Here is a 21,451-nt window from a genome sequence, read left to right on the forward strand (position 1 = left end):
ATCAAATAAGGAAAGGCCCCGTGCGCATGCGCGGGGCCTTTTTCCGTTGTGGTCGCGGGGTAAAACCTCCCCGTGCGGGCCCAGGGAACTGCCAGGCATCAAATTGCGATAACCCCGACCTCACGGTCGGGGTTTTTTGCGTTTGGGCGCGGGTAAAACCTCCCCACGCGAGCCCGGGACAGACGAGCCGGGAGGCGCAGTCTGAACGTTGCAGGGCAACGGCCCGCAGGGTGAACGTCAGTTCATCAACTGCCAGGCATCAAATCGCGATAACCCCGACCTCACGATCGGGGTTTTTTGCATTTGGGCCGAAAAAATTGTGGTCAGCATATTACGCCTCATCTTTGCCTTTCACCGCCAAAAAACGATCTCTGTCACAAAAGCCTCAGCCGGTAAAAAAACATATTCTTAACATTCTCGTAGTGCGGTTTACTGCTGGTTGCTGTTTCACTTTCGGCGCTAATGATTAGCAGGGAAATTGCGAGGAGGAATTATGTTGAATACCGCATCATCACAAACAGAAATTGCCAAAGCTTCTGAGATCACCACACGCCAGCGTATCTGGGCTATTGTCGGCGCTTCTTCCGGCAATCTGGTCGAGTGGTTTGATTTCTACGTTTACTCATTTTGCTCGCTCTATTTTGCCCATATTTTTTTCCCGACAGGTAACGCGACCACGCAGCTGCTGCAGACGGCAGGGGTATTTGCCGCCGGTTTTTTGATGCGTCCGGTTGGCGGCTGGCTGTTTGGCTATATTGGTGACAAACACGGGCGCAAAACATCCATGCTGATCTCCGTCTGTATGATGTGTTTTGGCTCGCTGGTCATCGCTTGCCTGCCCGGTTATGCCACGCTTGGCGTTTGGGCGCCTGCGCTACTGCTGCTGGCTCGTCTGTTTCAGGGACTTTCCGTGGGCGGGGAGTATGGCACCAGTGCGACATACATGAGTGAAGTCGCAATTGAGGGGAAGAAAGGTTTCTACGCCTCTTTTCAATACGTTACGTTAATCGGCGGCCAGCTTCTGGCGCTGCTGACCGTGGTCGTACTGCAGCAAGTTCTGTCTGATGAAGAGCTGCGCGCATGGGGCTGGCGCATCCCTTTCGCGCTGGGCGCGCTGCTTGCCGTGGTCGCGCTTTATCTGCGGCGATCGCTGAATGAAACGTCAGACAGAAAGAGCCGTGCGCATCAGGATGCCGGCTCACTGAAAGGGCTTTGGAAACATCGTCGCGCATTTATCATGGTGTTGGGCTTCACTGCTGGCGGCTCGTTAAGTTTTTACACCTTCACCACTTATATGCAGAAGTACCTGGTAAATACTTCCGGTATGGATGCCCGTTCCGCCAGCGCATTGATGACCGCCGCGCTGTTTATTTTCATGCTGATCCAGCCTTTCATCGGCGCGCTGTCCGACAGGATCGGGCGTAAAGGATCGATGCTGATCTTTGGCGGCATGGCGGCGATCTGTACCGTGCCGATCCTGACGTTATTACAGAGTGTGCAGAGCGGTTGGGTCGCTTTTGCTCTGGTCATGCTGGCGCTGGTTATTACCAGCTTTTACACCTCAATCAGCGGTATTTTGAAAGCGGAGATGTTTCCACCTGAAGTCCGGGCGCTTGGCGTCGGCCTTTCTTATGCGGTTGCCAACGCGCTGTTTGGCGGATCGGCTGAATATGTGGCTTTATCACTTAAAGCGGCAGGCAACGAGAACAGCTTTTTCTGGTATGTCTCTGCAATGGGCGCTGTCGCTTTCCTTGTTTCGCTGCTGCTGCATAAAAGAGGTCAGGGAATGAAGCTTTAGCGCGCCGATTGCCAGAGCGTATAGCCGGCGGCAGCGCCGGCCAAATCCCAGCTGAAATCTTTCCAGCTCCAGCCCGAGCCCGCTTCCCGACTGTCATAGAATTCTTTTCCGGCGCCCAGGCCGACGCTGAACATCAGTCCAAAATTGGCGCTACGGCTCTCTGACCAGTTTTGGCGCTCACCGTAAGCGGCGCCGGCGGCAGAGAGAAAAGCGGAAGAGAAGAAATGTTCGGCCTTGTCCTTGCCGGTCCAGCTGTCCTGCGCCATATGGCTACAGCCGGAGCAGCAAAGCAGGAGGAAAACGGAGAGTAAGCGCATAAAAAAAGCCCTGTAAGAGTTACAGGGCTGAGTATAGCTGTGTTACAGAATACGGCTGATAAGCCTGTCGATGCGGATACGCCGCAGCCGACGGATCAGCTTTCTGACCTTAACCGGATAATCCGCAATGCTTTCCAGATCCCGATAATGCTGCACTACCGTAGTGTGCTCACGAATCAGCGCCAGCTCTTTCTCACGCTGTTCGGCCAGCTCCTGCAGCGGATCGTGAATCAGTACGGCGTTTTCCAGATCGAGCCGCCAGGCGCGCGGGTTAAGGTTGTTACCGGTGATAAGCATCCACTCATCATCCACCCACATGCCTTTCAGGTGATAACTGTTTTCGCCATCCTTCCATAGCCGCACGGTCAGTTGACCGCTGGTGACGTAATACTGTAAACGACTGAGAAAACGCCGCAGATTGATCTCATACAGATAGGGCAGAGCGCCGATAATTTTAAACGGCTGATCCTGAGGAATATAGAAGTCGTTGGCGGTCTTATCGCCGACGATGATTTCCACTTCTTTGCCGCGGCGCAGCAGCCAGATAATATTGCGTACCAGAATCGCGGGCAGGTTGAAATAAGGCGTACACAGCGTCAGCTTTTGCTCGGCGCAGGGCATCAGATGATAGATGGTTTTATTCAGCAGGCTGCGCCTGCCCAGGCCAACCAGCGGCGTGACCGACAGCTGTTCATTATTAGCATTACCGATGAAATCGTAATCGAAGCCGCGTAGCTCCTGGCGGAACTGGCGCGTTTCGTTTTTGATTTCCGGGCTTTTCGGCCGTTCGCGCTGATCGAGACGATGAACGGCCTCGGCCTGAATCAGATTCGTATCGATCCAGTTCAGCAGCGTATCGGCAAGCGTGGGATTGGTAATCAGCTGGTAGCGATCGTAGCGGTAGCGCTCGTGCTGATGCAGATAGACATCATTCAGGCTGGCGCCGGTATAGAGCAGCGTATCGTCGATAACCGAGCCTTTCAGATGCAGCACGCCGAGCGCTTCACGCGTGTTGACCGGCACGCCATAAACCGGAATAGCGATATCGGCGTTTTGCTCGGCCATTTCGCAATACCAGTCCGCATTGGTCGCGCCTCGCGAGGCGCCAATACGACCGCGCTGGGCGCGATGCCAGTCGACCAGAATTCTGATATCCAGTTCGGGACGGCGACGCTTCGCTTCATAAAGCGCGGAAAGAACGGTACGGCCACCGTCATCGTTTTCCAGATAGAGGGCTACCAGACAGATACGCTTTGTCGCGGACGCTATTTTTTCCAGCAGCGTCCGGCGAAAATCCGCAGGCGCGTAAAGCGTGGTGAAATCGGCAACCGACTGAGACAGTTTTGGCAGTTGCGCAAGGTGCTGTTGGTGCTTGTTGCGTTTGAATTTAGACAGCATCACAGTGCGTTTCTTCTCTGTTCATAGAATGGCCTTTTGCCTTAAAATCATCACCATAACTGTCAATATTACCATTAGTCAGCCGGGATGTGGGCAGTTTTACGTTTCCAGACATTACCCGACCGGCTGCAGCGTCAGCGACAGCGAAACAATCCCGTCCTCAAGCTGGATATCCACGCTGAAGCCCAGCTTGCGCGCCAGCGCTATCATGCCCTGATTATTTGGCATGGTGATGCCGTTAAGCTTCTGCAGACCATGTTGACGGGTATAACCGATCATCTTTTCCAGCAGCTGGCGGCCCAGGCCAAGTCCTTTTAAATCAGAACGCACCAGCACGGAGAATTCCGCATCTATGTTGTCGGCGTCAGAAATAGCGCGGGTCACGCCGACGATCTCGTCCTGACGCACCGCAACGATCGCCATTTCTCGATCGTAGTCGATCTGGGTCATGTTAGCCAAATCGTCATGGGTAAACTCGTTGATCTCGCTAAAGTAGCGATAGTAAAGATCCTCTTTGGTCACCCTGGCGATGAACTGCTGCAGCAGCGGTTCATCTTCCGGCAGGATAGGACGAAACAGCAAAGCTTCGCCGTTTTTTAGCTGTGTGCGTTCCTCCAGCTGATGGGGATAGGGACGAATAGCCAGTCGCGCTTCCGCATCGCCGTCGAAAGGCGCAAGCTGCATGGTGACGTCCAGCAGAGAAAAAGTCTCGCCTGCCGCCAGCAGAGGATGGATATCCAGCCGCCTGATCTCCGGACAGTCCACAATCAGGTTGGAAACCTGCACCAGCACCCGGCTTAGGCCGGAAATATCCAGCGGAGAAAGGGCGCTGCGGCCGCGGATCTTGCCATTTTTGATGGCCTGAATAATCAGGTAGCGCGCCAGCGCCATATTTAATGGCGGCAGCGCGACGGCGGCCTGTCGTTCCGCCTGCCACTCCACGCCGCCTTCGCCCAGCATAATCACCGGCCCGAATACGGCATCCTGCTCCATCACTATGCGCAGCTCCTGAGCACCAGCGCGATTGGCCATGCTCTGTACCAGCAGGCCGTCAATCCGCGCCTGTGGCCAGGCAAGCTTGACGCGATCGATAATAGCTTCCGCCGCCTGCTGCACCTCTCCCGCCGAACGCAGATAGAGCATAACGCCCTGAACCTCCGATTTATGAGGAATATCGGGAGAGCGCAGCTTAAGCGCCACCGGATAGCCCGCCTGGCTGGCTATCTGTACAGCCTCCGCGCTGTCGCTGGCGATCCAGGTTGGCAGCGTAGTCAGGCCGTAAGCCTGCAGAATACCCTGTACCTCGTGCGTATCCAGCGTGGTTACGCCTTCTGCCAGCGCCTGTTGGATTAGCTGATGGGCTTCGGTGGTGTTCATCGCCAGATCGGCGGGTAGCGCAGGCGTTTCACGCAGCTGTTTCTGGTTACGCCGATATTCCACCATATGCATAAACGCGGTTACGGCGCCTTCCGGCGTACGGTAGGTGGGAATGCCGGCCTCGCTGAAATAGCGACGCGCTTCCGGTGCGGAAAACTCCCCGCACCAGTTGGTCAACAGCGCTATCTGCTTTCCTCGCGGATGCTTTGCCGCTGTCTCTATCAGACGCTGTGCGGTCAGCGTGGCGGGCGCGACGGCGCTGGGCGCATAAATCACCAGTAGCGCGTCAATATCCTGGCTTGCCAGCAGCAGCGAAACGACCTGCTGATAGCGGTCTGCGGTCGCGTCATCTTTCAAATCCAGCGGATTACCGGGCTGGCACTCTTCCGGCAGGCACTCCTTCAGCGCCGCCAGTAATTCGTTGCTCAGCTTCGCCAGCTTCCCGCCGCGGGCGTCCAGCGCATCGAGCGCCAGTGCAGCGGGCGCGGCGCCGTTGCTGATAATCATCAACCGTTCACCGCGTAGCGGCCGCATATGGCTGAGCGTCTCCACGGCGGAAAAAAGTTCGTGCATATCCTGCACCCGCAGCAGGCCGGCGCGCTGAATAGCCGCGTCCCACGCGCCGTCCATACCGCCGGGCGCGCCCAGAAGCTGCCGAGCCTGCTGCGAGCGTCCGCTTTTGATCACCAGCACCGGCTTGTTTCTGGCGGCGCTGCGGGCTGCGGACACAAAGCGCCGCGCGTCGCTTAACTGTTCCAGACAAAGCAAAATGGCGCTGGTTTTGCCGTCTCTGGCCAGAAAGTCGAGCAGATCGTCCACGTCGATATCCAGGCTGTCGCCGAGCGCGATAAACCAGGAAAACCCGAGCTGGCGCTGCTGCGCCCAGTCCAGAATCGTGTTGGAAACAGCGGCGGACTGCGAGATAAACGCCAGCTTGCCCTTATAGATCGGCACCGGCGAAAAGCTGGCGTTCAGTCCCTGCCAGGGCGCCAGCAGCCCCAGGCTGTTGGGGCCAAGCAGGCGTATCTGCCATTTAGCGGCGCACTGCTGCAGTTCCTTATGCTGGCTGGCGGGCGAAGAGAGAATAATGCAGGCTTTGCAGCCGCGCTCGCCCAGCGCCTGAAGCAGGGCGATATTGCGCCGGCTATTAGTGCAGATTACCGCCAGATCCGGCGCGAAAAGCAGGCTGGCGACATCCGGCCAGGCCATTACGCCGCAAACCGCTTTATACTTCGGCGTCACCGGCAGTACGGAACCGCTGAAGCCGCCCGCCAGCAGGTTGCGCATCATCAGATAACCCGCGCGTTCCGGGCGCGGCGAAGCGCCGATAACCGCAATGGATTTTGGACGTAACAGCGCTTCCAGCCCTCGTTGGCTCATCTTCAGCTCCTGTACAGAAAGATAACCCGATTCTAGTCCTCTCCGCCGATAAACGCCGTGTTCGATTCGTGATTATTCGACAGATTTTCTGAAGCTCAGAATGTCAGCCAAATTCCAGCGTTTAAGATGGCCGACATAATCAAGCTTCTGCGGAATTTGATAAGAGGCGACATCGCCGTTGCGCATATGCAGCAGGTCAGCGGGGCTTATCCACTGCGCTTCACCGCTGAAGAGCGGCGCGCCGGCGGCCATAAATGCCGAAATCACAAACTGCGAACAAAAGAAGCTGTTGGAGGCTTCGCTATCGGCACCTGGCATCTCAGCAGAAAGCTGCACGGTCGCCAGCGCCCGCAGGCATCCATCCCGCGCTGAGGCGCTAAGAAAAGGCAGTTCGCACACACGCCGCGTCGCCATAAAAGGGGTGAACATCACTATCCCTTTATAGTTATATTTTTCACCCAGATGAGCCAGCGCATACTCCCTGATCAGCAGGGATTGCGCCGGGGTAAGATCCTGCTTGCGCAAAACCAGCAGATTGTTGCTTTCGGCGATAGCTTCTTCCAGCGTGATAATTTTGACGCCTTTTCCCACGGCTTCCGCTATCTGATTATCTCCCACATACAAAGAAGCGTGGCTAACGCCGCTAAAGCTGAACAGCCGGATACCGAGCGACGTCAGCGAAGTGGATGAGGAAAGCAGAATATCGCCCGGAAAAAGAGAGTGTGTGCTTACTATTTTTACCGTATCAATGCCGGAAGTTCGTATTGACTGGAATTTAAGCTGGTGGGCCGGATGCGTTTTCGCCACATCCATACTGCATCCACTCAACAGCAAACCCAGCAGCATCACTGCCGCGAATTTCATGTTTATCTTCCCTGATAATTTTTGCAGCAAAAGATAATACCTGACCTGGCAGGAGATAAAAAGCCGTCAGTAACTGTTCAGGCAGACTGATAATGGGAATGCTGATACCTTTCTGATTGACGCTTTATTTATATAAAAAAGGCTTTTATAAGCCCGCTCTATTTTTTTTGTGAGCATAAAGATATCAATTTGATAATTGATTGTTTGATTTTTTTTAGTCGACTGGAACGAATTAATTATTGCCAAAATGGCGGTAATTATTGCAATTGCCTTTAAAAGAGGCGTGCGGATAATTAACGCGAAAAGCAGATGGGACGCCAGCAAGCTTTTGTAGAGTGGGATTGAATGCGCCGTTTTATTTTCTGTAATGGTCGGGCTTTTTTTTAAAAACGCACTGCCTGCTACCTGTATTTAAATTTTACGGCGCATTTTCATTTCTGTCGTCTTTCTTCTTTCATCCTGAAAAGAAGATTGTACTGCTTGCTATGGATAATAAAAAGGTTGGCGTCAGGCGGCAGAATAAAAGGCGAGCGTCAGATAGCGCTTAAATAATAACCCCGAAACGCTTCGGATAACCGGTGAAAGAATCTTCTTCAATGGAAAAACAGTTAACTCCTTATAAAAAAAAGCTTTGTTTGCTGATGGCGCTATCTCTGTCGCCAGCGCCCGTTTTCGCGCACCTCAGGCACGCTACTGCGCTGACGCCTGCCATGCTGTCGCAGCAGCATGATACGGTGCCTGGCGTATTCAGCAGCGATTATACCACCATAAAAAACGTCACGATGGGCAACGAGCAGTGCCTGACTTTAGAATCTGACAATCAAAATGTCATGTTCGCAACCTGTACTAATAGTAATCGCCAGCTCTGGTCTTTCTCTACCATTATGAGTGGCTATCTGAAAATCACGAATCAGGCATTAGCGGGGCGCGATAAAGAATATTGTCTTGGCACGACGGGCGGCACAACTTCCACGCCAACTATAATGGAGTGCAGCGGCAGCGGCTATACCTCCCAGCGCTCCTGGCAAATTCCAGCGAATGCAGCTTCTTCCGCACCAGGCATAGTTTATCGTCTGGTGAATAAGTATCGTAACGATTTGGGCCGGAATGAAGTGCTGGGATATAGCGGTAACCGTCTGAGGATGGTTGCCGCCAGCAATGCCGACAACGTATCCTGGCAATTTAGCGCGCCTGATATCCTGACTAAACGCCCGGTCACAGGCGAAAGAAAAGTGCTGCTGATCCATACTCACTACAGCGACCGGGCGGCAATGGATTTAAAAAGCGTACAGGACGCAGTTTTTGGTTCAGGCAGCGACACCAGCTCGCTTGCCAGCGCGGTAGCGATCTCTTCTCATGGCAAATTAACGCTTACAGGCGACACGGTTACCGATATTAATCTCGGCCCGCGCCCGGCGACTTGTCCGACTGGCGCCGCGTTTGTGAACAGAGTAAGAGAGCTGGCGAAGCAAAAAGGGATTAATACTAACGGCTATAACTATACATTCGTCGATATGCCGTCAACGCCCTGCAGCTGGGCAGGGCTCGCGGCCAGGCCGGGCAACTGGATTATCAGCAATAACGCCGGCAATCGTCACTGGATGTGGCAGCATGAATTTGGCCATAATCTGGGCGCACCTCACGCTACCTCGCTGGAAGGCTGCGGCGTAGACAGCAGCGGCGTTGTGCAGATTGACGGCAACTGTCGCAATACTACTGTAGGCGATCCTTCCGATACGATGAACGGTGGAGGCCGTCGTCTTTATCCCGCGCCTTATGCGCTCTATGCTGGCTGGCTGACGGATAATCAGTTCCCGCTGGTCACAAAGTCAGGCGACTATACATTGACGCCGCTGTTTGACAAATCTGATGAAAGCCATTTGAAAGCTCTGCGCATTTTGCGCAGAAACGGCAGCTACCTGACGCTGGAATATCGTCAGGCGGCAGCGGGTTTTGAAAACTGGCCGTCAGACAGTCCTTTCGTTCACGGCGTCATTGTTCGTATTGCTACTTTTAATAGCAGTACCGTCACCAATCAGCTTGTAGACACCACGCCAGGCAGCGCAGGCGGCATGAATGACGCTCCGCTGATGCCGGGTAAATCCATCGATGACACGCTCTCCGGCAAACGTATCACGCTGCTGCGGGTCGATGCTCAGGGAGCTCATGTCCGTGTTCAGGATATACAGGAAGCGCAGAATGAAGAGAAGCTGGTGCCGATCGCCGTGGTGCCGGAAGATTTCAGCATAGTGGCTCGCCATAACAGTGCGACCATCCGCAATCTGGACGGCAGCCGCAGTACCGGCAAAGAGATGGTCTGGCGAAGCATGGAAGGCAACGGCGCTTTCGGTTTACAGGAAGTCGCTTCCGGCCCGGTCGTGCAGGAGATCAGGCAGCCTGTGGTGCGTGCGGCCTTCCCGGCTGGCGCGACAGGTAAAGCCCGATACCAGCTCACCGTAACCGGTTCGCACGGCGCTACCGACAGCAAAATCGTCACCGTCACCGTGCTGCCAGCGGAAGTAAAAATCTCCGGTAAAACCAGCGCGGAAAAAGGCGAAACGCTGGCCTTCACCAGCCAGGCGAACTTCGACGCCGACAGCTGGCGCTGGAGCCTGAAACGCGGCGAACAGACGGTGGCTACCGGCAGTCAGGCCACCTTTAACCTGGAGACGCAGCAGCTCGCGGCGGGCAGCTACCAGCTCCATCTGGAGGCTTCAGCCAATAACCAGCAGTATCTGGCGACAGCGACCGCCGTGCTGACGGTAACGGAACAAGAGAAGCCGGATACGCCGGCGGTTCCCGATAAGCCGACTTATCCGGCCTATGTGGAAGGCACAGCCTATAAAGCTGGCGACAAAGTCAGCGCGGCTGGCGGCGTCTACAGCTGTAAAGGACATCCTTTCACCGGCTGGTGCGCCGGCGCGGCCTGGGCCTATGCGCCAGGCACCGGACTGTACTGGAGTGAAGCCTGGGACAAAGTGAACTAATCAGCGAGCTTTATCCGTTATTTGCCTGCTGGCGGCCCTTAACCGGGCCGCCTTTTTTATTTGTCGGCGGCTTGCTGGTGCGAAGGATGATGCGGCTTGCCCGCCAGATAGCGCTGGCGGAACAGGTCGAAATGCTGAAACAGCGCCGTGCCCGCTGCGGTATCGCCAGCCTGCAGCAGTAGCTCCGCCGCGACCTCCGCCGTACAGTGCTGGCCTTCGCCATGCGCCTCGCGCAGCTGATAATTGGAAGGACGGCTAAGCGCCAGCGACATCACCGGCAGCGCGTCCAGCCACGGACTTTTGCGGAACATTTTACGCGCCTCGGTCCAGGTGCCGTCGAGCATAATAAAAAGCGGCGGCTTACCGGTTGCCGGAGGGGTATGCAAAATCGGCCGATCGGCATCGGCGTAAGAGGCTGGAAAGACCACCAGCGGCTGCACGTCAGGATTTTTGACCGCCGCCAGCAGGCGGGGATCGGGTTCGGTACGCGACCAGCCGTAAGCCTGTGTATCCGGCAGGATATCGGCAATCAGCCGTCCGGTATTGCTGGGTTTCATCGGCTCGCTGTCGAACATTACCAGGCAGAAGCGACTGCGGGCCGGCTGCGGCTGCAGCGTAGCGCACAGGCAATTTTTTTTCGGCAGCAGACAGCGCTGGCAGCGGGGAATGCGATTGCCGCGAGCAAGAAAAGGGCGGGTAGCCCGCGCAAGGCGCTCGGCGCGCAGGCGAAGAACGGCGTTTTCGGTCATGGGAATTTATCTGGGGGAAAAAGCTATTCTGGCAGAAACAAGGCGAAAACTGTAGAGGTCAGGCGAACCTGACCTCTGAGTCGACTTAAAGATTTTCATCCAGCCATTCGCTGAAAGGCGCTTTAGGCATTGCGCCGCTGAGCATATCCACCATCTGGCCCTGCTTAAAGATCATAATGGTCGGAATGCTGCGAATACGGAAACGGGCGCTGATTTCCGGTTCGGCTTCGGTATTCACCTTCAGGAAGCGAACCTGGCCGCCGCGCTCCTGCGCCACTTCTTTATAAACCGGTGCAAAGTTGACGCAAGGGCCGCACCACGGCGCCCAAAAATCCACCACGACGGGCAGATCGTCCTGCAGATATTTATCCAGCGTCGCGGTAGTGGCGTTAACGACTTCGCCATCAAACAGCTCGTTGCCGCAACGTCCGCATTTCGCGCCATCGTCGATACGTTCCGGCGGCACGCGGTTGGTCGCCTGGCATGAAGCACAAACCGTATTCATGGTACACCTCGGTAGTAGCAGTAAGGCTTTACTTACTTTAATTTGATTAAGTAGCGGTAATTATGGTTCGCCTTGCGAGCGGCAACAAAGAGATTTATTCAATGGGTATAATAGGTAGTGACTCATACGGCGTCGTAAAGCGCAGGCGGAGCGGGGAAAACCGGCCTTTTGCCGGAAGTTAATAGCTAAGCGGTGCCACATCAGGTAATCTGCGCGCTTCGCGCTCAGCCAGGTGGAGGGAAAATGAACGACGAATTTAAAGGTAAAAGCGGTAAAGTCAAAGTGATGTATGTCCGCGGCGATGATGAGAGCAGCCCGCGCGGGGGAAATCCTCGTACAGGTAAAGGCGCGCCACGTCCGGACGGTGACCGCCGTTCTTCACGTAGTACAGAGAGTAAGCCGCGTGGCGGGCGCGATCGCGACGCAGCAGGCGCTTCGCCGTGGCGCACGGTTTCCCGCGCGCCGTCCGCGGTGGATGATAAACCCGATCACGGCGGCATCAGCGGCAAAAGCTATATCGATCCGGAGCAAATCCGCCGTCAGCGGCTGGAAGAGACGCGCGTCTATGGCGAAAACGCCTGTCAGGCGCTGTTCCAGAGCCGTCCAGACTGCATCGTGCGCGCCTGGTTTGTACAGAGCGTGACGCCGCGTTTCCGTGACGCGCTGAAGTGGATGGCCGCTAACCGCAAAGCCTACCATGTGGTGGACGAAGCGGAGCTGGCGAAAGCCTCCGGCACCGAGCATCACGGCGGCGTCTGCTTCCTGATCAAAAAGCGTTCCGGGATGCAGGTGCGCGAGTGGCTGGCGAAGGCGCCGGCGAAAGATTGCGTGCTGGCGCTGGAAGATATCGGCAACCCGCATAACCTGGGCGGCATTATGCGCAGCTGTGCGCATTTCGGCGCGAAAGCTTTGCTGGTGCAGGACGCTTCGCTGCTGGAATCCGGCGCGGCGGTGCGCACGGCCGAAGGCGGCGCGGAACATGTGCAGGCGATCAGCGGCGAGAGCTTTGCTGGCGGTCTGGATGCGTTTCGTCGCGCTGGCTACACCATCGTGACCACCTCCAGCCATCATGGTCAGCTGCTCTCAGAAGTTGAGCTGCCGGCGAAAATGGTGCTGGTGCTGGGTCAGGAGAGCGAAGGGCTGTCCGAGAGCACGCTGGAGCAGGGCGACCTCAGCGTCTCTATCGGCGGTACCGGCAATGTGGAAAGCCTTAACGTTTCCGTAGCGACCGGCATTCTGCTGGCGGAATGGTGGCGTCAGAACGCTTAAGCGCGCTGTCGACGACAAAATAAAACGGGCCATCGCGGCCCGTTTTTTTTTAAAATCAGTGTGCGCCGCCGCCGCCGCCGCCGGAACTGAACGGCGGACGAGCAAACCACACCAGCGCCAGCAGCAGCAGAAAGACGCCGGCAGAAGCCCAAAAAATTTCGTTAGCGGAGATAATCAGCCCCTGATTGGTAATCTGCTGCGCAATCCATGACGAAGCCTGCTCGTGGCTCATTCCCAGCTGCTCCAGTTTGGCGTACATCTCCTGAGAGTTAAAATTGTAAGCGTTCACTGACTCCGTAAGCTGGCTGTGATGCACCGCCTCGCGATCGGTCCACATCGTAGTGGTAATCGAGGTACCGATCGATCCCGCCAGCGTACGCGTAAAGTTCGACAGGCTGGAAGCGGCCGCCAGCCGTTCCGGCGGCAGACCGGAAAGCGTAATGGTGGTCAGCGGCATAAAGAAGCAGGCCACGGCGAAGCCCTGCACAAACTGCGGCCAGGCCGAAGCGCCGAAATCCATGTCCGGCTCAAACGTCCATGCGCGCCAGTAGAAGCAGATCGCGTACATAATAAAGCTGAAGGTGACCAGCTTGCGCATATCGAGCCGATGAGCGAAACGACCGATAATGGGCGAGAGGATCACCGGCAAAATGCCGACCGGCGCGGAAGCCAGTCCGGCCCAGGCTGCCGTATAGCCGTAAACCTCCTGCAGCAGCTGCGGCAGCAGCACGATTGAGCCGAAATAGAGCATATAGGCCAGGCTGATGCAGAGGCAGCCGATGGTAAAGTTCCGCGACTTGAACAGCGACAGATCGATAATCGGATGGTCGTCCGTCAGCTCCCAGACCAGCAGCACCGCCAGCGCCGCAACGGCGACTATGGTCAGCGTAATAATCTCCGGCGAGCTAAACCAGTCCAGCTCTTTGCCGCGGTCCAGCATCATCTGCAGGCAACCGACGCCAACCACCAGCAGCACCAGCCCGACCGTATCGATAGGGCGAATGGCCGTCGCTGTTTCCCGGTTGCGCAGCGTCTGCAGCGTCAGAACCACCACCGCGATGCCGATAGGCACGTTGATGAAAAATATCCAGCCCCAATGGTAGTTATCGCTGATCCAGCCGCCGAGAATCGGCCCGCAGATAGGCGCGACCACAACCGTCATCGCCCAGAGCGACAGCGCTATACTGCGCTTCGCGGGCGGATAGTTGCTGAGCAGCAAACTCTGCGAAAGCGGAATAAGCGGGCCGGCCACCAGGCCCTGCACCACGCGGAAGAAAATTAGCATCCCCAGGCTATTAGAGACGCCGCACAGCCACGAGGCCACGGCGAAAGCGGCGGTCGCCCAGACAAAGAGCTTCACCTCGCCCACGCGCTTCGCCAGCCAGCCGGTAATCGGGATCGAAATCGCATTGGCGACGCCGAACGAGGTGATAACCCAAGTGCCCTGCGAGTTCGAGGCGCCCAGATTGCCGGCGATAGTCGGAATGGCGACGTTAGCGATGGTGGAGTCCAGCACCTGCATAAAGGTCGCCAGCGACAGCGCGATGGTCATCAGAACCAGCGGGGCGCCTTCAAGCGGTTTTTGTGCCATAACAGCCTCCCGCGCGTTTAGCCCGCGTTTGCATGAATAATATCGGCGATCAGCTGGTTGACCGGCGCCAGATCCAGCGCCAGCGCGTCGCTCTCATAGGCGGGTTTCTGCCGCACGCTGCTGGCAAGCACGCTGCCATCTTTATTACTGGTATCGACTTTAACCAGCGTCGACAGGCCAATTCGCAGCGGATGACGCGCGATCTCGTCGGGATTCAGCTCGATGCGCACCGGCAGGCGCTGCACCACTTTAATCCAGTTGCCCGTGGCGTTCTGCGCGGGAAGCAGAGAGAAAGCGCTGCCGGTTCCCATATCCAGCCCGACAACCTTGCCGTGATAAACCACCTCGTCGCCATAGATATCGCTGGTGACGGTAGCGGGCTGGCCGATACGCACATCGGCCAGCTGCGTCTCTTTGAAGTTGGCATCCACCCAGAGATTTTTCTCCGGCACTATGGCCAGCAGCGGCGTGGTAGTGGCGATCTGCGAGCCAACCTGCACGCTGCGGCGGGAAACGAAACCGTCGATCGGGCTGACGATTTCAGTGCGCTGCAGCGCCAGCCACGCGTCGCGCAGCTCGGCCGCGCTCTGTTTCACCGCGGGTTGATTCTCCAGCGAGGTATTCAGGATGGCGGCCTGGTTGGCGTTATATTGCTGCACCGCCACGTCCAGCTGCGCCTGAGCGGTGGCGACGGCGTCACGGGCGTGCTGTAAATCCTCGCGACCAATCAAATTGGCGGCGCCCAGCGGTTCGCGACGCTTGAGGTCGGCCTGCGCCTGCGCCAGCGCGGTTTTCTGCAGCTCAATCGTCGCCTGATACTGCTTGCCGTTGATAATCAGCTGATGCGTCTGGCGAACGCTGGTGGCCAGCGCGGTCTGCGCTTTTTCGAAAGCCTGCTCCGCGTCCGTTTTATTCAGCGTGACCAGCACGTCGCCTTTGCGTACGCGATCGGTATCGTCAAACCAGACCTTATTGACGCTGCCCGACACCTGCGCCATCACCTGCACCTGATTGCCCGCCACATAGGCGTCATCGGTTTCCTGAAAATGACGCAGCACGATAAACCAGTAAGCCAGCCAGGCGATGCCGGCGATGGCGAAGATAATCGCCAGCACGATTAACGCGCCTTTACGCTTTTTCTTTTTATTTACAGGCTGCTGCTGTGCTTCTGCACTCATGACGTTCTCCACATTCATCCTGCCGATCCGGCCGGTTCCGGATTTAAAAATGCCAGCGCGTTAGCGCTGGCATCGGTTGTTTCGCCGCTAAAATAGCGATAAGCGGCGCAAGTTGTGTCGCACAATATGCTATTACTGGAAATCCTGACGAGAAAGCGCCGCCACCGTTTCGTCTTCGTCCATTTTATCCAGACGAGTCAACAGTTTGCGGGTGATTCCCTCCAGCTGGCCTTTCTCTGCCGGGCTGAGCGCGGACCAGAGCAGCTGCAGGCACTGATGCTGCGGCGGCAGCAGCTGGCGCAGGAACTCATTGCCTTTCTCGGTAAGGTGCAGATGCAGACAGCGGCGATCGTTATCGCTTTCGCGACGCTCAATCCAGCCGCGCTTTTCCAGCTCGTCGGCGATGCGGGTCGCGTTGGTGCGGGAAGATCCCAGCGCGGAGCTGAGTTCTGAAGGCTGAATACTGTGGTTTTCCTGCGCGTCCAGCGTAATCAGCGCCATAAACAGCGTCTCGTTAATCCCCTGAGCCTTGAGCATTTTGTTGCGGTTTTCCAGCAGCTTGCTTTGCATATGCATGCACAGGCGCGTCAGCATGATCTCCTGCAGAGGGAAATCCTTCTGGCGATTAGCGCGAAAATTCAGCATCTGTTCAATAGGGGTAAACGAACTTTCCATCTGGGGGAACCTCATAAGTTGCAACTGGCATCGTAACGACGGCGATAAAGTCATGGTCGGCCGGATTTTCCGGCGCGCCATCTGTCATGTCCGGGTCATTCCCTGACCCAGGGCGTTATGCAGCGCCGAAATGGGGCGCTGCTGCAGGTTCTGCCTGCAAGGCCCGAACGCTGAGGTTGGGCGAAAGCGGCAAAGCGGGCGAGAGCGTCGTAGCCCTAATCTGCAACCGGCGATAAAGGCCGGTTGCTGACGACGCGTGATAATCAGCCGCCGCTCTGCTTTTATGGGTGCAAACTATTCAGAAAATTCCTGATAGCGCACCCGCGTAACAAGGGATTCAGTATCGTTAAGAATTTAATAGTTTCATGCGAAAAAATAACCAAACTGAATAAGTATAAGGCTAACCATACCAGAGTGTGTAAACGCTTAACAGGCCAGTGGCGCTGAAAGTGTTGCAATACGTTAGCGGCAGGTTAATCCGCCGCCAGCTCGTAGCGCGAGCCGCGCCACCAGCTCAACAGGTTAAGTACGGTGATGAAAGCGCCTACCGCGCAGACGCCATACCAGCCGGCATGCTGATAAGCGGTGGCCGACAGCAGCGAACCTGCGGCGCCGCCAATAAAGTAGCTGGTCATATAGCCTGCGGTCAGACGATTACGCGCTTCCGGCATGGCGCGATAAATCACGCTCTGATTGGTGATATGCACACCCTGAACGGCCAGATCGAGCAGAATAATGCCGATAATCAGCGCCGTCAGCGACTGGCCGCCCAGCGCGGTAATCGCCCACGAGGCCAGCATAATCAGCAGGCCGATGGTGGTGGTCAGGCGGGCTTTGCCTTTATCCGCCAGCGAGCCAGCCTGACGCGCCGCCAGCGCGCCCGCTGCGCCAACCAGCCCAAGCAGACCAATGCCGCCTTCAGAGAAGCCGTAGGGCGGCGAGGCCAGCAGAAAGGCCATGGAAGTCCATAAAATACTGAAGTTGGCGAACGCCAGGCAGCCGATCACCGCGCGGGCTCTTAAAACCGGCGTGGTGAAGTAGAGCGTGAAAATCGAGCGCAGCAGCTGCGGGTAGTTAAGCGGCACCGATTGCTTATAGCGCGGCAGATAGCGCCACAGCGCCAGCGCCATCAGCACCATTAAGCCGCTGGCGACCCAATAAACGGTGCGCCAGCCGCCGAGCTGCGCGATGCCGCCCGCCACGGTGCGCGCCAGCAGAATGCCCAGCAGCAAGCCGCTCATTACCGTACCGACTACCTTGCCTCGCTTCTCCGGCGCGGCCAGCGTGGCTGCCAGCGGCACCAGAATCTGCGCCACCACCGAAAAAAGCCCGGTCAGCGCCGTTCCCAACAGCATCAGGCCAATGCTGGAGGAAAGGGCGGTGATCACCATGCCGCCCGCCGCCAGCAGGCTCATTACCACAATCAGCGCCCGGCGCTCCAGCATATCGCCCAGCGGCACCAGCAGCAGTAAACCGGCGGCATAGCCAAGCTGGGCGGTAGTCACGATAAAGCCCGCTTCATTGACGGAAAGGTCAAAGGTGCGCGCAATGGTCTCCAGCAACGGCTGCACATAATAGTTACAGGCGACGGAAAGGCCGGTGGCGATCGACATCAAGGCAACGAGGGTGGCGCTAAGGCCTTGCTGAGGGGATTTCATGGTGATAATCAGAAATTTAAAAGAAGGATATCTGGATAGTAACCTGAAAAACTATTTTATTTACAGGATTATTTACAAAGTGAACCGGTTTTCATCACCTGAAGCTTTCTGAAAACAGGCGACGTTATCCTTTGAAACGCAAGGCAACCTGGCGCGAAAGCGAAACGGCTCGCGCCCTGACGGCGAAGGCGAGCCGTTCCGCTTGCTGGTCGGCGCCGTGGCCAACCGTTAAATATTATTTAGCAGCCGCCAGCGCGTCTTTAATCCAGCCGTCGAACTGCGCCTGATGCGCTTTGATCCAGCCGTCGACGTGGCGGTTGATATCCGCTTCCGACGCCTGACCATTGTGCATGGCGGCGTTTTCAGCGTTGATATCGCCAATCGGCAGCTTCATTTCAGCAAAGAGCGTCGCCGCCGCCGGATTTTTTTCCGCCCAGGCTTTGTTGGCGACAATATGCATCGTGTTCACCGGGAAGCCGTAGTTAGCGCCATTGGCCAGTTTGGTATCGACATCTTTCTGCGCGCCCGGCAGCGAAGAGAAAGGCACCTGCAGCCAGACCACATCTTTGCCCGGTTTCAGCACGTCGCTGAGCCAGTAAGGCGTCCAGGTGTAATAGAGGATCGGCTTGCCCTGGCGATAGCGCGCCAGTGTATCGGCCACCATTGCGGAGTAGTTGCCCATATTGGCTTCCACGGTGGCGCTCAGGCCGTAGGCTTTATTCTGATGATTGATGACCGCTTCGCAGCCCCAACCCGGCGTACAGCCGGTCATATCCGCTTTGCCGTCGCCGTTGCTGTCGAACAATTTAGCCAGCTGCGGATCTTTCAGCTGATCGAGACGCGTGATGTGATATTTCTCCGCTGTTTTTTTATCGATCAGATAGCCCTGCGCCGTGCCCTGCACGTAAGTGCCCTGACGGTAAAACTTCGCGTTGCCGCCTGCGGCTTTATACATATCGTCGTGCAGCGGCTGCCAGTTGACGGCGGTAAAAGTGGCGTCGCCGGAAGCCAGCGAGGTATAGCCGACGTTGTAATCCACTTCGCTCGGCTGCTCGACGGTATAGCCCAGTTTCTCCAGCGCGCGGCTCACCAGCAGCGTCTGGAAAGCCTCTTCGGTGATGGTGCTCTGTACCGGCTTAACGGTAACGCCTTTGCCCGGCAGGTCGGCGGCGAACGTCGGCAGAGCCAGCGAGGTCAATGCGGCGGCTAACAGTGCTTTACGCATAGTGATTCCTTCTTCTTATTTATGGCGAGGCTGGCGGCGGAATGCGCCGCCAGAAAGGGGAACTACTTAAACGGGCGCGTGAGCAAACCCAGCGGGCCGCTGGCGTACCAGCGACGGGAACCGCGGCTGCGGCTGTCGCGGCCTACCGACTGCGTCAGGCGGTCAAGGATGATGGCGAGGATGACGATGCCGACGCCGCCGACGGTCGCCAGACCCATATCCAGACGGCCGATACCGCGCAGCACCATCTGGCCCAGGCCGCCGACGGCGATCATCGAGGCGATAACTACCATCGACAGCGCCAGCATCAGCGTCTGGTTAACGCCCGCCATAATGGTCGGCATCGCCAGCGGCAGCTGCACCTTGAACAGCATCTGCCGCGGATTAGCGCCAAAGGAGTCGGCGGCCTCGATCAAATCAGCCGGTACCTGCTTAATGCCCAGAATGGTCAGGCGCACAATCGGCGGCAGCGCGAAGATAATGGTGACCACCACGCCGGGAACATTACCGATGCCGAACAGCATCACAATCGGCACCAGATAGACGAACGCGGGCGTCGTCTGCATCGCATCCAGCAAAGGGCGAATAAATTTGGCGGCTTTGTCGCTGCGCGCCAGCCAGATGCCCAGCGGCAGACCTATCACGATGCAAAACAGCAGCGCGGTCAGCACCAGCGACAGCGTCACCATCGCCTGCGACCAGGCGCCGATAGCGCCGATAACTACCAGCGACACCAAAGTCGCGACGCCCATACCGAAGCTGGACATCTGCCAGGCGATCAGCGCGAACAACAGGATGGCGATCGGCGAAGGCATCCCCAGCAAAAAGTGCTGGAACGCGCTGAGGATATAGTCCACCGGTACGCGAACGCCCTGAAAAACCGGCCGGAAATGAGAGACTATCCAGTCGATGCCGGAAGTCACCCAGCTGTCCAGCGGGATCAGCGTTTTATGGAAAGGATCGAGCAGGTTAAAGTGCTCCGGCTGCGGCGCAGGCGCGGCGCTTAGCCAATCGCTGCCGCTGGCTGCGGCATCATGACCGCCAGCCGGCGTTCCCCAGGCATCTGCGCCGCCGGAAGAGGAAACGTTCGCGCTATTGTCTGGCGCTGTCGCCGCGCCGCTGGACCAGGGATCGCTGGCCGCGTCGGTGGTCGGCTGGGTGACGGAGTGTGCTGCGTCAGCGGCAGGCTGCGTGGCGGTTTCAGACGCGGCCTGCCACGGATCGGTAGTTTGTGCGCTCATGGCTGGCTCCCCTCACGATCTAACGCCTGCAACAAGGTGCCTTTGGAAATGACGCCGATATACTGATTATCTTCACCAACGACAGGCACCGCGCAGGGCGCCTGCGCAACGTGCGTCAGCAAATCGCTAAGCGAGGTGTCCGCTGGCATAGCGGCAGGCGAGGGCAGAACAGCCTGATCCAGACCGTTACCGGCAGCCAGCGCGGCCTTCAGCGAATCGGTGGAAACCACGCCGACGAATTTCTGCTTTTCCAGCACGTAGCCATACTCGCGATCTTCATCCTGCAGCAGCTTGATGGCGGAGCGCGGGCCAAAGCCAGGCGCCTTACGGATCAGCGCGCCGGCGCCACGGCGGGCAATATCTTTGGCGCTGAAGACGTGGCTGATATCCACGCCGCGGAAAAACGTGCGCACATAGTCATTCGCCGGACTGTTGAGAATTTCATCGGGCGTACCGACCTGCACCACTTCGCCGCCCTGCATAATGGCGATGCGATCGCCGATACGCATCGCCTCATCCAGATCGTGGGAAATAAAGACGATAGTACGCTGGTGGCGCGATTGCAGCTTCACCAGCTCATCCTGCATTTCAGTACGAATTAAGGGATCGAGCGCTGAGAACGCTTCGTCCATCAGTAATATATCCGGATTGATCGCCAGCGCACGGGCTAATCCCACTCGCTGACGCATTCCGCCGGATAATTCATCCGGGTAAGCGTGAGCATAATTATCCAGACCAACCTGACGCAGCGCCTCCAGCGCTTTTTCTTCTCTTTCCTGCAGCGGGACGCCGGCTAATTCCATGCCGAACGCCGCATTATTTAAGACCGTTAAATGCGGCATCAGGGCAAAGGACTGAAACACCATGCTGATTTTATTTCGGCGCACCTGACGTAATTCGCTGTCGGATATTTTCGCAATATCGACGCCGTCGATAATGACCTGGCCGCGAGTGGGTTCGATCAGACGATTGAGAAGGCGAACCATGGTAGACTTGCCGGAGCCGGAAAGGCCCATGATCACGAATATCTCGCCTTCTTCAATGGCCAGACTGGCGTTTTTGACGCCAAGAGAAAGCCCGGTTTTTTCCAGTAGCGCTTCCTTGCTGATTCCTTTCTCAATGTACTTAAAGGCGCGGTCTGGATTTTCCCCAAAAACTTTATAAAGGTTTTTAACTTCTAATTTAATAGCCATGCAATTTTCTTATTCCTGACGAGAGTTAACTTTCTTATATATCAAA

Annotated in this window: 16 protein-coding genes; 3 read left to right on the plus strand and 13 right to left on the minus strand. The window is 56.9% G+C overall.

All coding sequences use genetic code 11. The features are described 5' to 3' along the window. Window positions 1–493: 493 nt before the first annotated feature. Window positions 494–1,798 (plus strand): MFS family transporter, encoded by a 1,305-nt coding sequence (locus tag MKZ79_RS17990; protein WP_336144012.1) that lies wholly within the window; start codon window positions 494–496, stop codon window positions 1,796–1,798. On the opposite strand, the gene MKZ79_RS17995 is transcribed toward MKZ79_RS17990, so the two are convergent. From MKZ79_RS17995 to MKZ79_RS18010, 4 genes are all read right to left on the minus strand, one after another. After that, window positions 1,795–2,115, minus strand: coding sequence for a YfiM family lipoprotein (locus tag MKZ79_RS17995; protein ID WP_336144013.1), 321 nt, complete (start codon window positions 2,113–2,115; stop codon window positions 1,795–1,797). The genes MKZ79_RS17990 and MKZ79_RS17995 overlap by 4 nt on opposite strands. A 42-nt stretch (window positions 2,116–2,157) precedes the next feature. Then, a complete protein-coding gene (gene pssA, locus MKZ79_RS18000) occupies window positions 2,158–3,513 on the minus strand; it encodes a CDP-diacylglycerol--serine O-phosphatidyltransferase (RefSeq protein WP_336144207.1) in 1,356 nt (451 codons plus the stop codon). Between the two features lie 114 nt (window positions 3,514–3,627). Continuing rightward, window positions 3,628–6,270, minus strand: a complete 2,643-nt coding sequence (locus tag MKZ79_RS18005) for a bifunctional acetate--CoA ligase family protein/GNAT family N-acetyltransferase (protein ID WP_336144014.1) — start codon at window positions 6,268–6,270, stop codon at window positions 3,628–3,630. 72 nt (window positions 6,271–6,342) lie between these two features. Then, window positions 6,343–7,134, minus strand: coding sequence for a YaeF family permuted papain-like enzyme (locus MKZ79_RS18010; RefSeq protein WP_336144015.1), 792 nt, complete (start codon window positions 7,132–7,134; stop codon window positions 6,343–6,345). Window positions 7,135–7,775: 641 nt separating this feature from the next. On the opposite strand from MKZ79_RS18010, the gene MKZ79_RS18015 reads away from it, so the two are divergent. After that, entirely contained in the window at window positions 7,776–10,121 is a 2,346-nt protein-coding gene (locus tag MKZ79_RS18015; protein ID WP_336144016.1) for a hypothetical protein, read from the plus strand. Between the two features lie 56 nt (window positions 10,122–10,177). Here the strand turns inward: MKZ79_RS18015 and MKZ79_RS18020 are convergent, their stop codons facing one another. After that, complete coding sequence (locus MKZ79_RS18020; RefSeq protein WP_336144017.1) at window positions 10,178–10,870, minus strand: tRNA-uridine aminocarboxypropyltransferase; 693 nt, start codon at window positions 10,868–10,870, stop codon at window positions 10,178–10,180. 85 nt (window positions 10,871–10,955) lie between these two features. After that, entirely contained in the window at window positions 10,956–11,375 is a 420-nt protein-coding gene (gene trxC / locus MKZ79_RS18025; protein WP_336144018.1) for a thioredoxin TrxC, read from the minus strand. A 243-nt stretch (window positions 11,376–11,618) separates the two neighbouring features. On the opposite strand from trxC, the gene MKZ79_RS18030 reads away from it, so the two are divergent. Next, on the plus strand, window positions 11,619–12,644 hold the full coding sequence (locus tag MKZ79_RS18030; protein WP_336144019.1) for a tRNA/rRNA methyltransferase: 1,026 nt from the start codon (window positions 11,619–11,621) through the stop codon (window positions 12,642–12,644). Window positions 12,645–12,699: 55 nt separating this feature from the next. Here MKZ79_RS18030 and emrB read toward each other — a convergent pair whose 3' ends face one another. From emrB to proV, 7 genes are all read right to left on the minus strand, one after another. After that, entirely contained in the window at window positions 12,700–14,235 is a 1,536-nt protein-coding gene (emrB, locus tag MKZ79_RS18035) for a multidrug efflux MFS transporter permease subunit EmrB (protein WP_336144020.1), read from the minus strand. Between the two features lie 17 nt (window positions 14,236–14,252). Next, the gene (gene emrA, locus MKZ79_RS18040; protein ID WP_336144021.1) at window positions 14,253–15,413 is read right to left on the minus strand and encodes a multidrug efflux MFS transporter periplasmic adaptor subunit EmrA; all 1,161 of its coding nucleotides are present in this window, start codon (window positions 15,411–15,413) and stop codon (window positions 14,253–14,255) included. A gap of 132 nt (window positions 15,414–15,545) precedes the next feature. Next, window positions 15,546–16,088 carry a transcriptional repressor MprA gene (gene mprA / locus MKZ79_RS18045; protein ID WP_336144022.1) on the minus strand — a complete coding sequence of 181 codons (543 nt, stop codon included), beginning with the start codon at window positions 16,086–16,088 and terminating at the stop codon, window positions 15,546–15,548. 473 nt (window positions 16,089–16,561) lie between these two features. Beyond that, window positions 16,562–17,746 (minus strand): MFS transporter, encoded by a 1,185-nt coding sequence (locus tag MKZ79_RS18050; RefSeq protein WP_336144023.1) that lies wholly within the window; start codon window positions 17,744–17,746, stop codon window positions 16,562–16,564. Window positions 17,747–17,981: 235 nt separating this feature from the next. Further along, a complete protein-coding gene (gene proX / locus MKZ79_RS18055; protein ID WP_336144024.1) occupies window positions 17,982–18,971 on the minus strand; it encodes a glycine betaine/L-proline ABC transporter substrate-binding protein ProX in 990 nt (329 codons plus the stop codon). Window positions 18,972–19,033: 62 nt separating this feature from the next. Next, window positions 19,034–20,212: a glycine betaine/L-proline ABC transporter permease ProW gene (gene proW, locus MKZ79_RS18060; protein ID WP_336144025.1), complete on the minus strand. Its 1,179-nt coding sequence runs from the start codon at window positions 20,210–20,212 to the stop codon at window positions 19,034–19,036. Next, window positions 20,209–21,405, minus strand: coding sequence for a glycine betaine/L-proline ABC transporter ATP-binding protein ProV (proV, locus tag MKZ79_RS18065; RefSeq protein WP_336144026.1), 1,197 nt, complete (start codon window positions 21,403–21,405; stop codon window positions 20,209–20,211). The genes proW and proV overlap by 4 nt, the downstream gene beginning before the upstream one ends. Between the last annotated feature and the right edge of the window lie 46 nt (window positions 21,406–21,451).

Origin of the sequence: Erwinia sp. CGal63 (assembly GCF_037026505.1) — a bacterium.
Classification (GTDB): Bacteria; Pseudomonadota; Gammaproteobacteria; order Enterobacterales; family Enterobacteriaceae; genus Erwinia.

Excerpts from the sequence above, each read along its gene's own strand:
- MKZ79_RS18010 (WP_336144015.1), bottom strand. The coding sequence starts at position 7,134 with ATGAAATTCGCGGCAGTGATGCTGCTGGGTTTGCTGTTGAGTGGATGC.
- trxC (WP_336144018.1), bottom strand. The coding sequence starts at position 11,375 with ATGAATACGGTTTGTGCTTCATGCCAGGCGACCAACCGCGTGCCGCCG.
- MKZ79_RS18050 (WP_336144023.1), bottom strand. The coding sequence starts at position 17,746 with ATGAAATCCCCTCAGCAAGGCCTTAGCGCCACCCTCGTTGCCTTGATG.
- proW (WP_336144025.1), bottom strand. The coding sequence starts at position 20,212 with ATGAGCGCACAAACTACCGATCCGTGGCAGGCCGCGTCTGAAACCGCC.
- MKZ79_RS18030 (WP_336144019.1), top strand. The coding sequence starts at position 11,619 with ATGAACGACGAATTTAAAGGTAAAAGCGGTAAAGTCAAAGTGATGTAT.
- proV (WP_336144026.1), bottom strand. The coding sequence starts at position 21,405 with ATGGCTATTAAATTAGAAGTTAAAAACCTTTATAAAGTTTTTGGGGAA.
- proX (WP_336144024.1), bottom strand. The coding sequence starts at position 18,971 with ATGCGTAAAGCACTGTTAGCCGCCGCATTGACCTCGCTGGCTCTGCCG.
- MKZ79_RS18020 (WP_336144017.1), bottom strand. The coding sequence starts at position 10,870 with ATGACCGAAAACGCCGTTCTTCGCCTGCGCGCCGAGCGCCTTGCGCGG.
- emrB (WP_336144020.1), bottom strand. The coding sequence starts at position 14,235 with ATGGCACAAAAACCGCTTGAAGGCGCCCCGCTGGTTCTGATGACCATC.
- emrA (WP_336144021.1), bottom strand. The coding sequence starts at position 15,413 with ATGAGTGCAGAAGCACAGCAGCAGCCTGTAAATAAAAAGAAAAAGCGT.
- pssA (WP_336144207.1), bottom strand. The coding sequence starts at position 3,513 with ATGCTGTCTAAATTCAAACGCAACAAGCACCAACAGCACCTTGCGCAA.
- mprA (WP_336144022.1), bottom strand. The coding sequence starts at position 16,088 with ATGGAAAGTTCGTTTACCCCTATTGAACAGATGCTGAATTTTCGCGCT.
- MKZ79_RS18015 (WP_336144016.1), top strand. The coding sequence starts at position 7,776 with ATGGCGCTATCTCTGTCGCCAGCGCCCGTTTTCGCGCACCTCAGGCAC.
- MKZ79_RS17990 (WP_336144012.1), top strand. The coding sequence starts at position 494 with ATGTTGAATACCGCATCATCACAAACAGAAATTGCCAAAGCTTCTGAG.
- MKZ79_RS18005 (WP_336144014.1), bottom strand. The coding sequence starts at position 6,270 with ATGAGCCAACGAGGGCTGGAAGCGCTGTTACGTCCAAAATCCATTGCG.
- MKZ79_RS17995 (WP_336144013.1), bottom strand. The coding sequence starts at position 2,115 with ATGCGCTTACTCTCCGTTTTCCTCCTGCTTTGCTGCTCCGGCTGTAGC.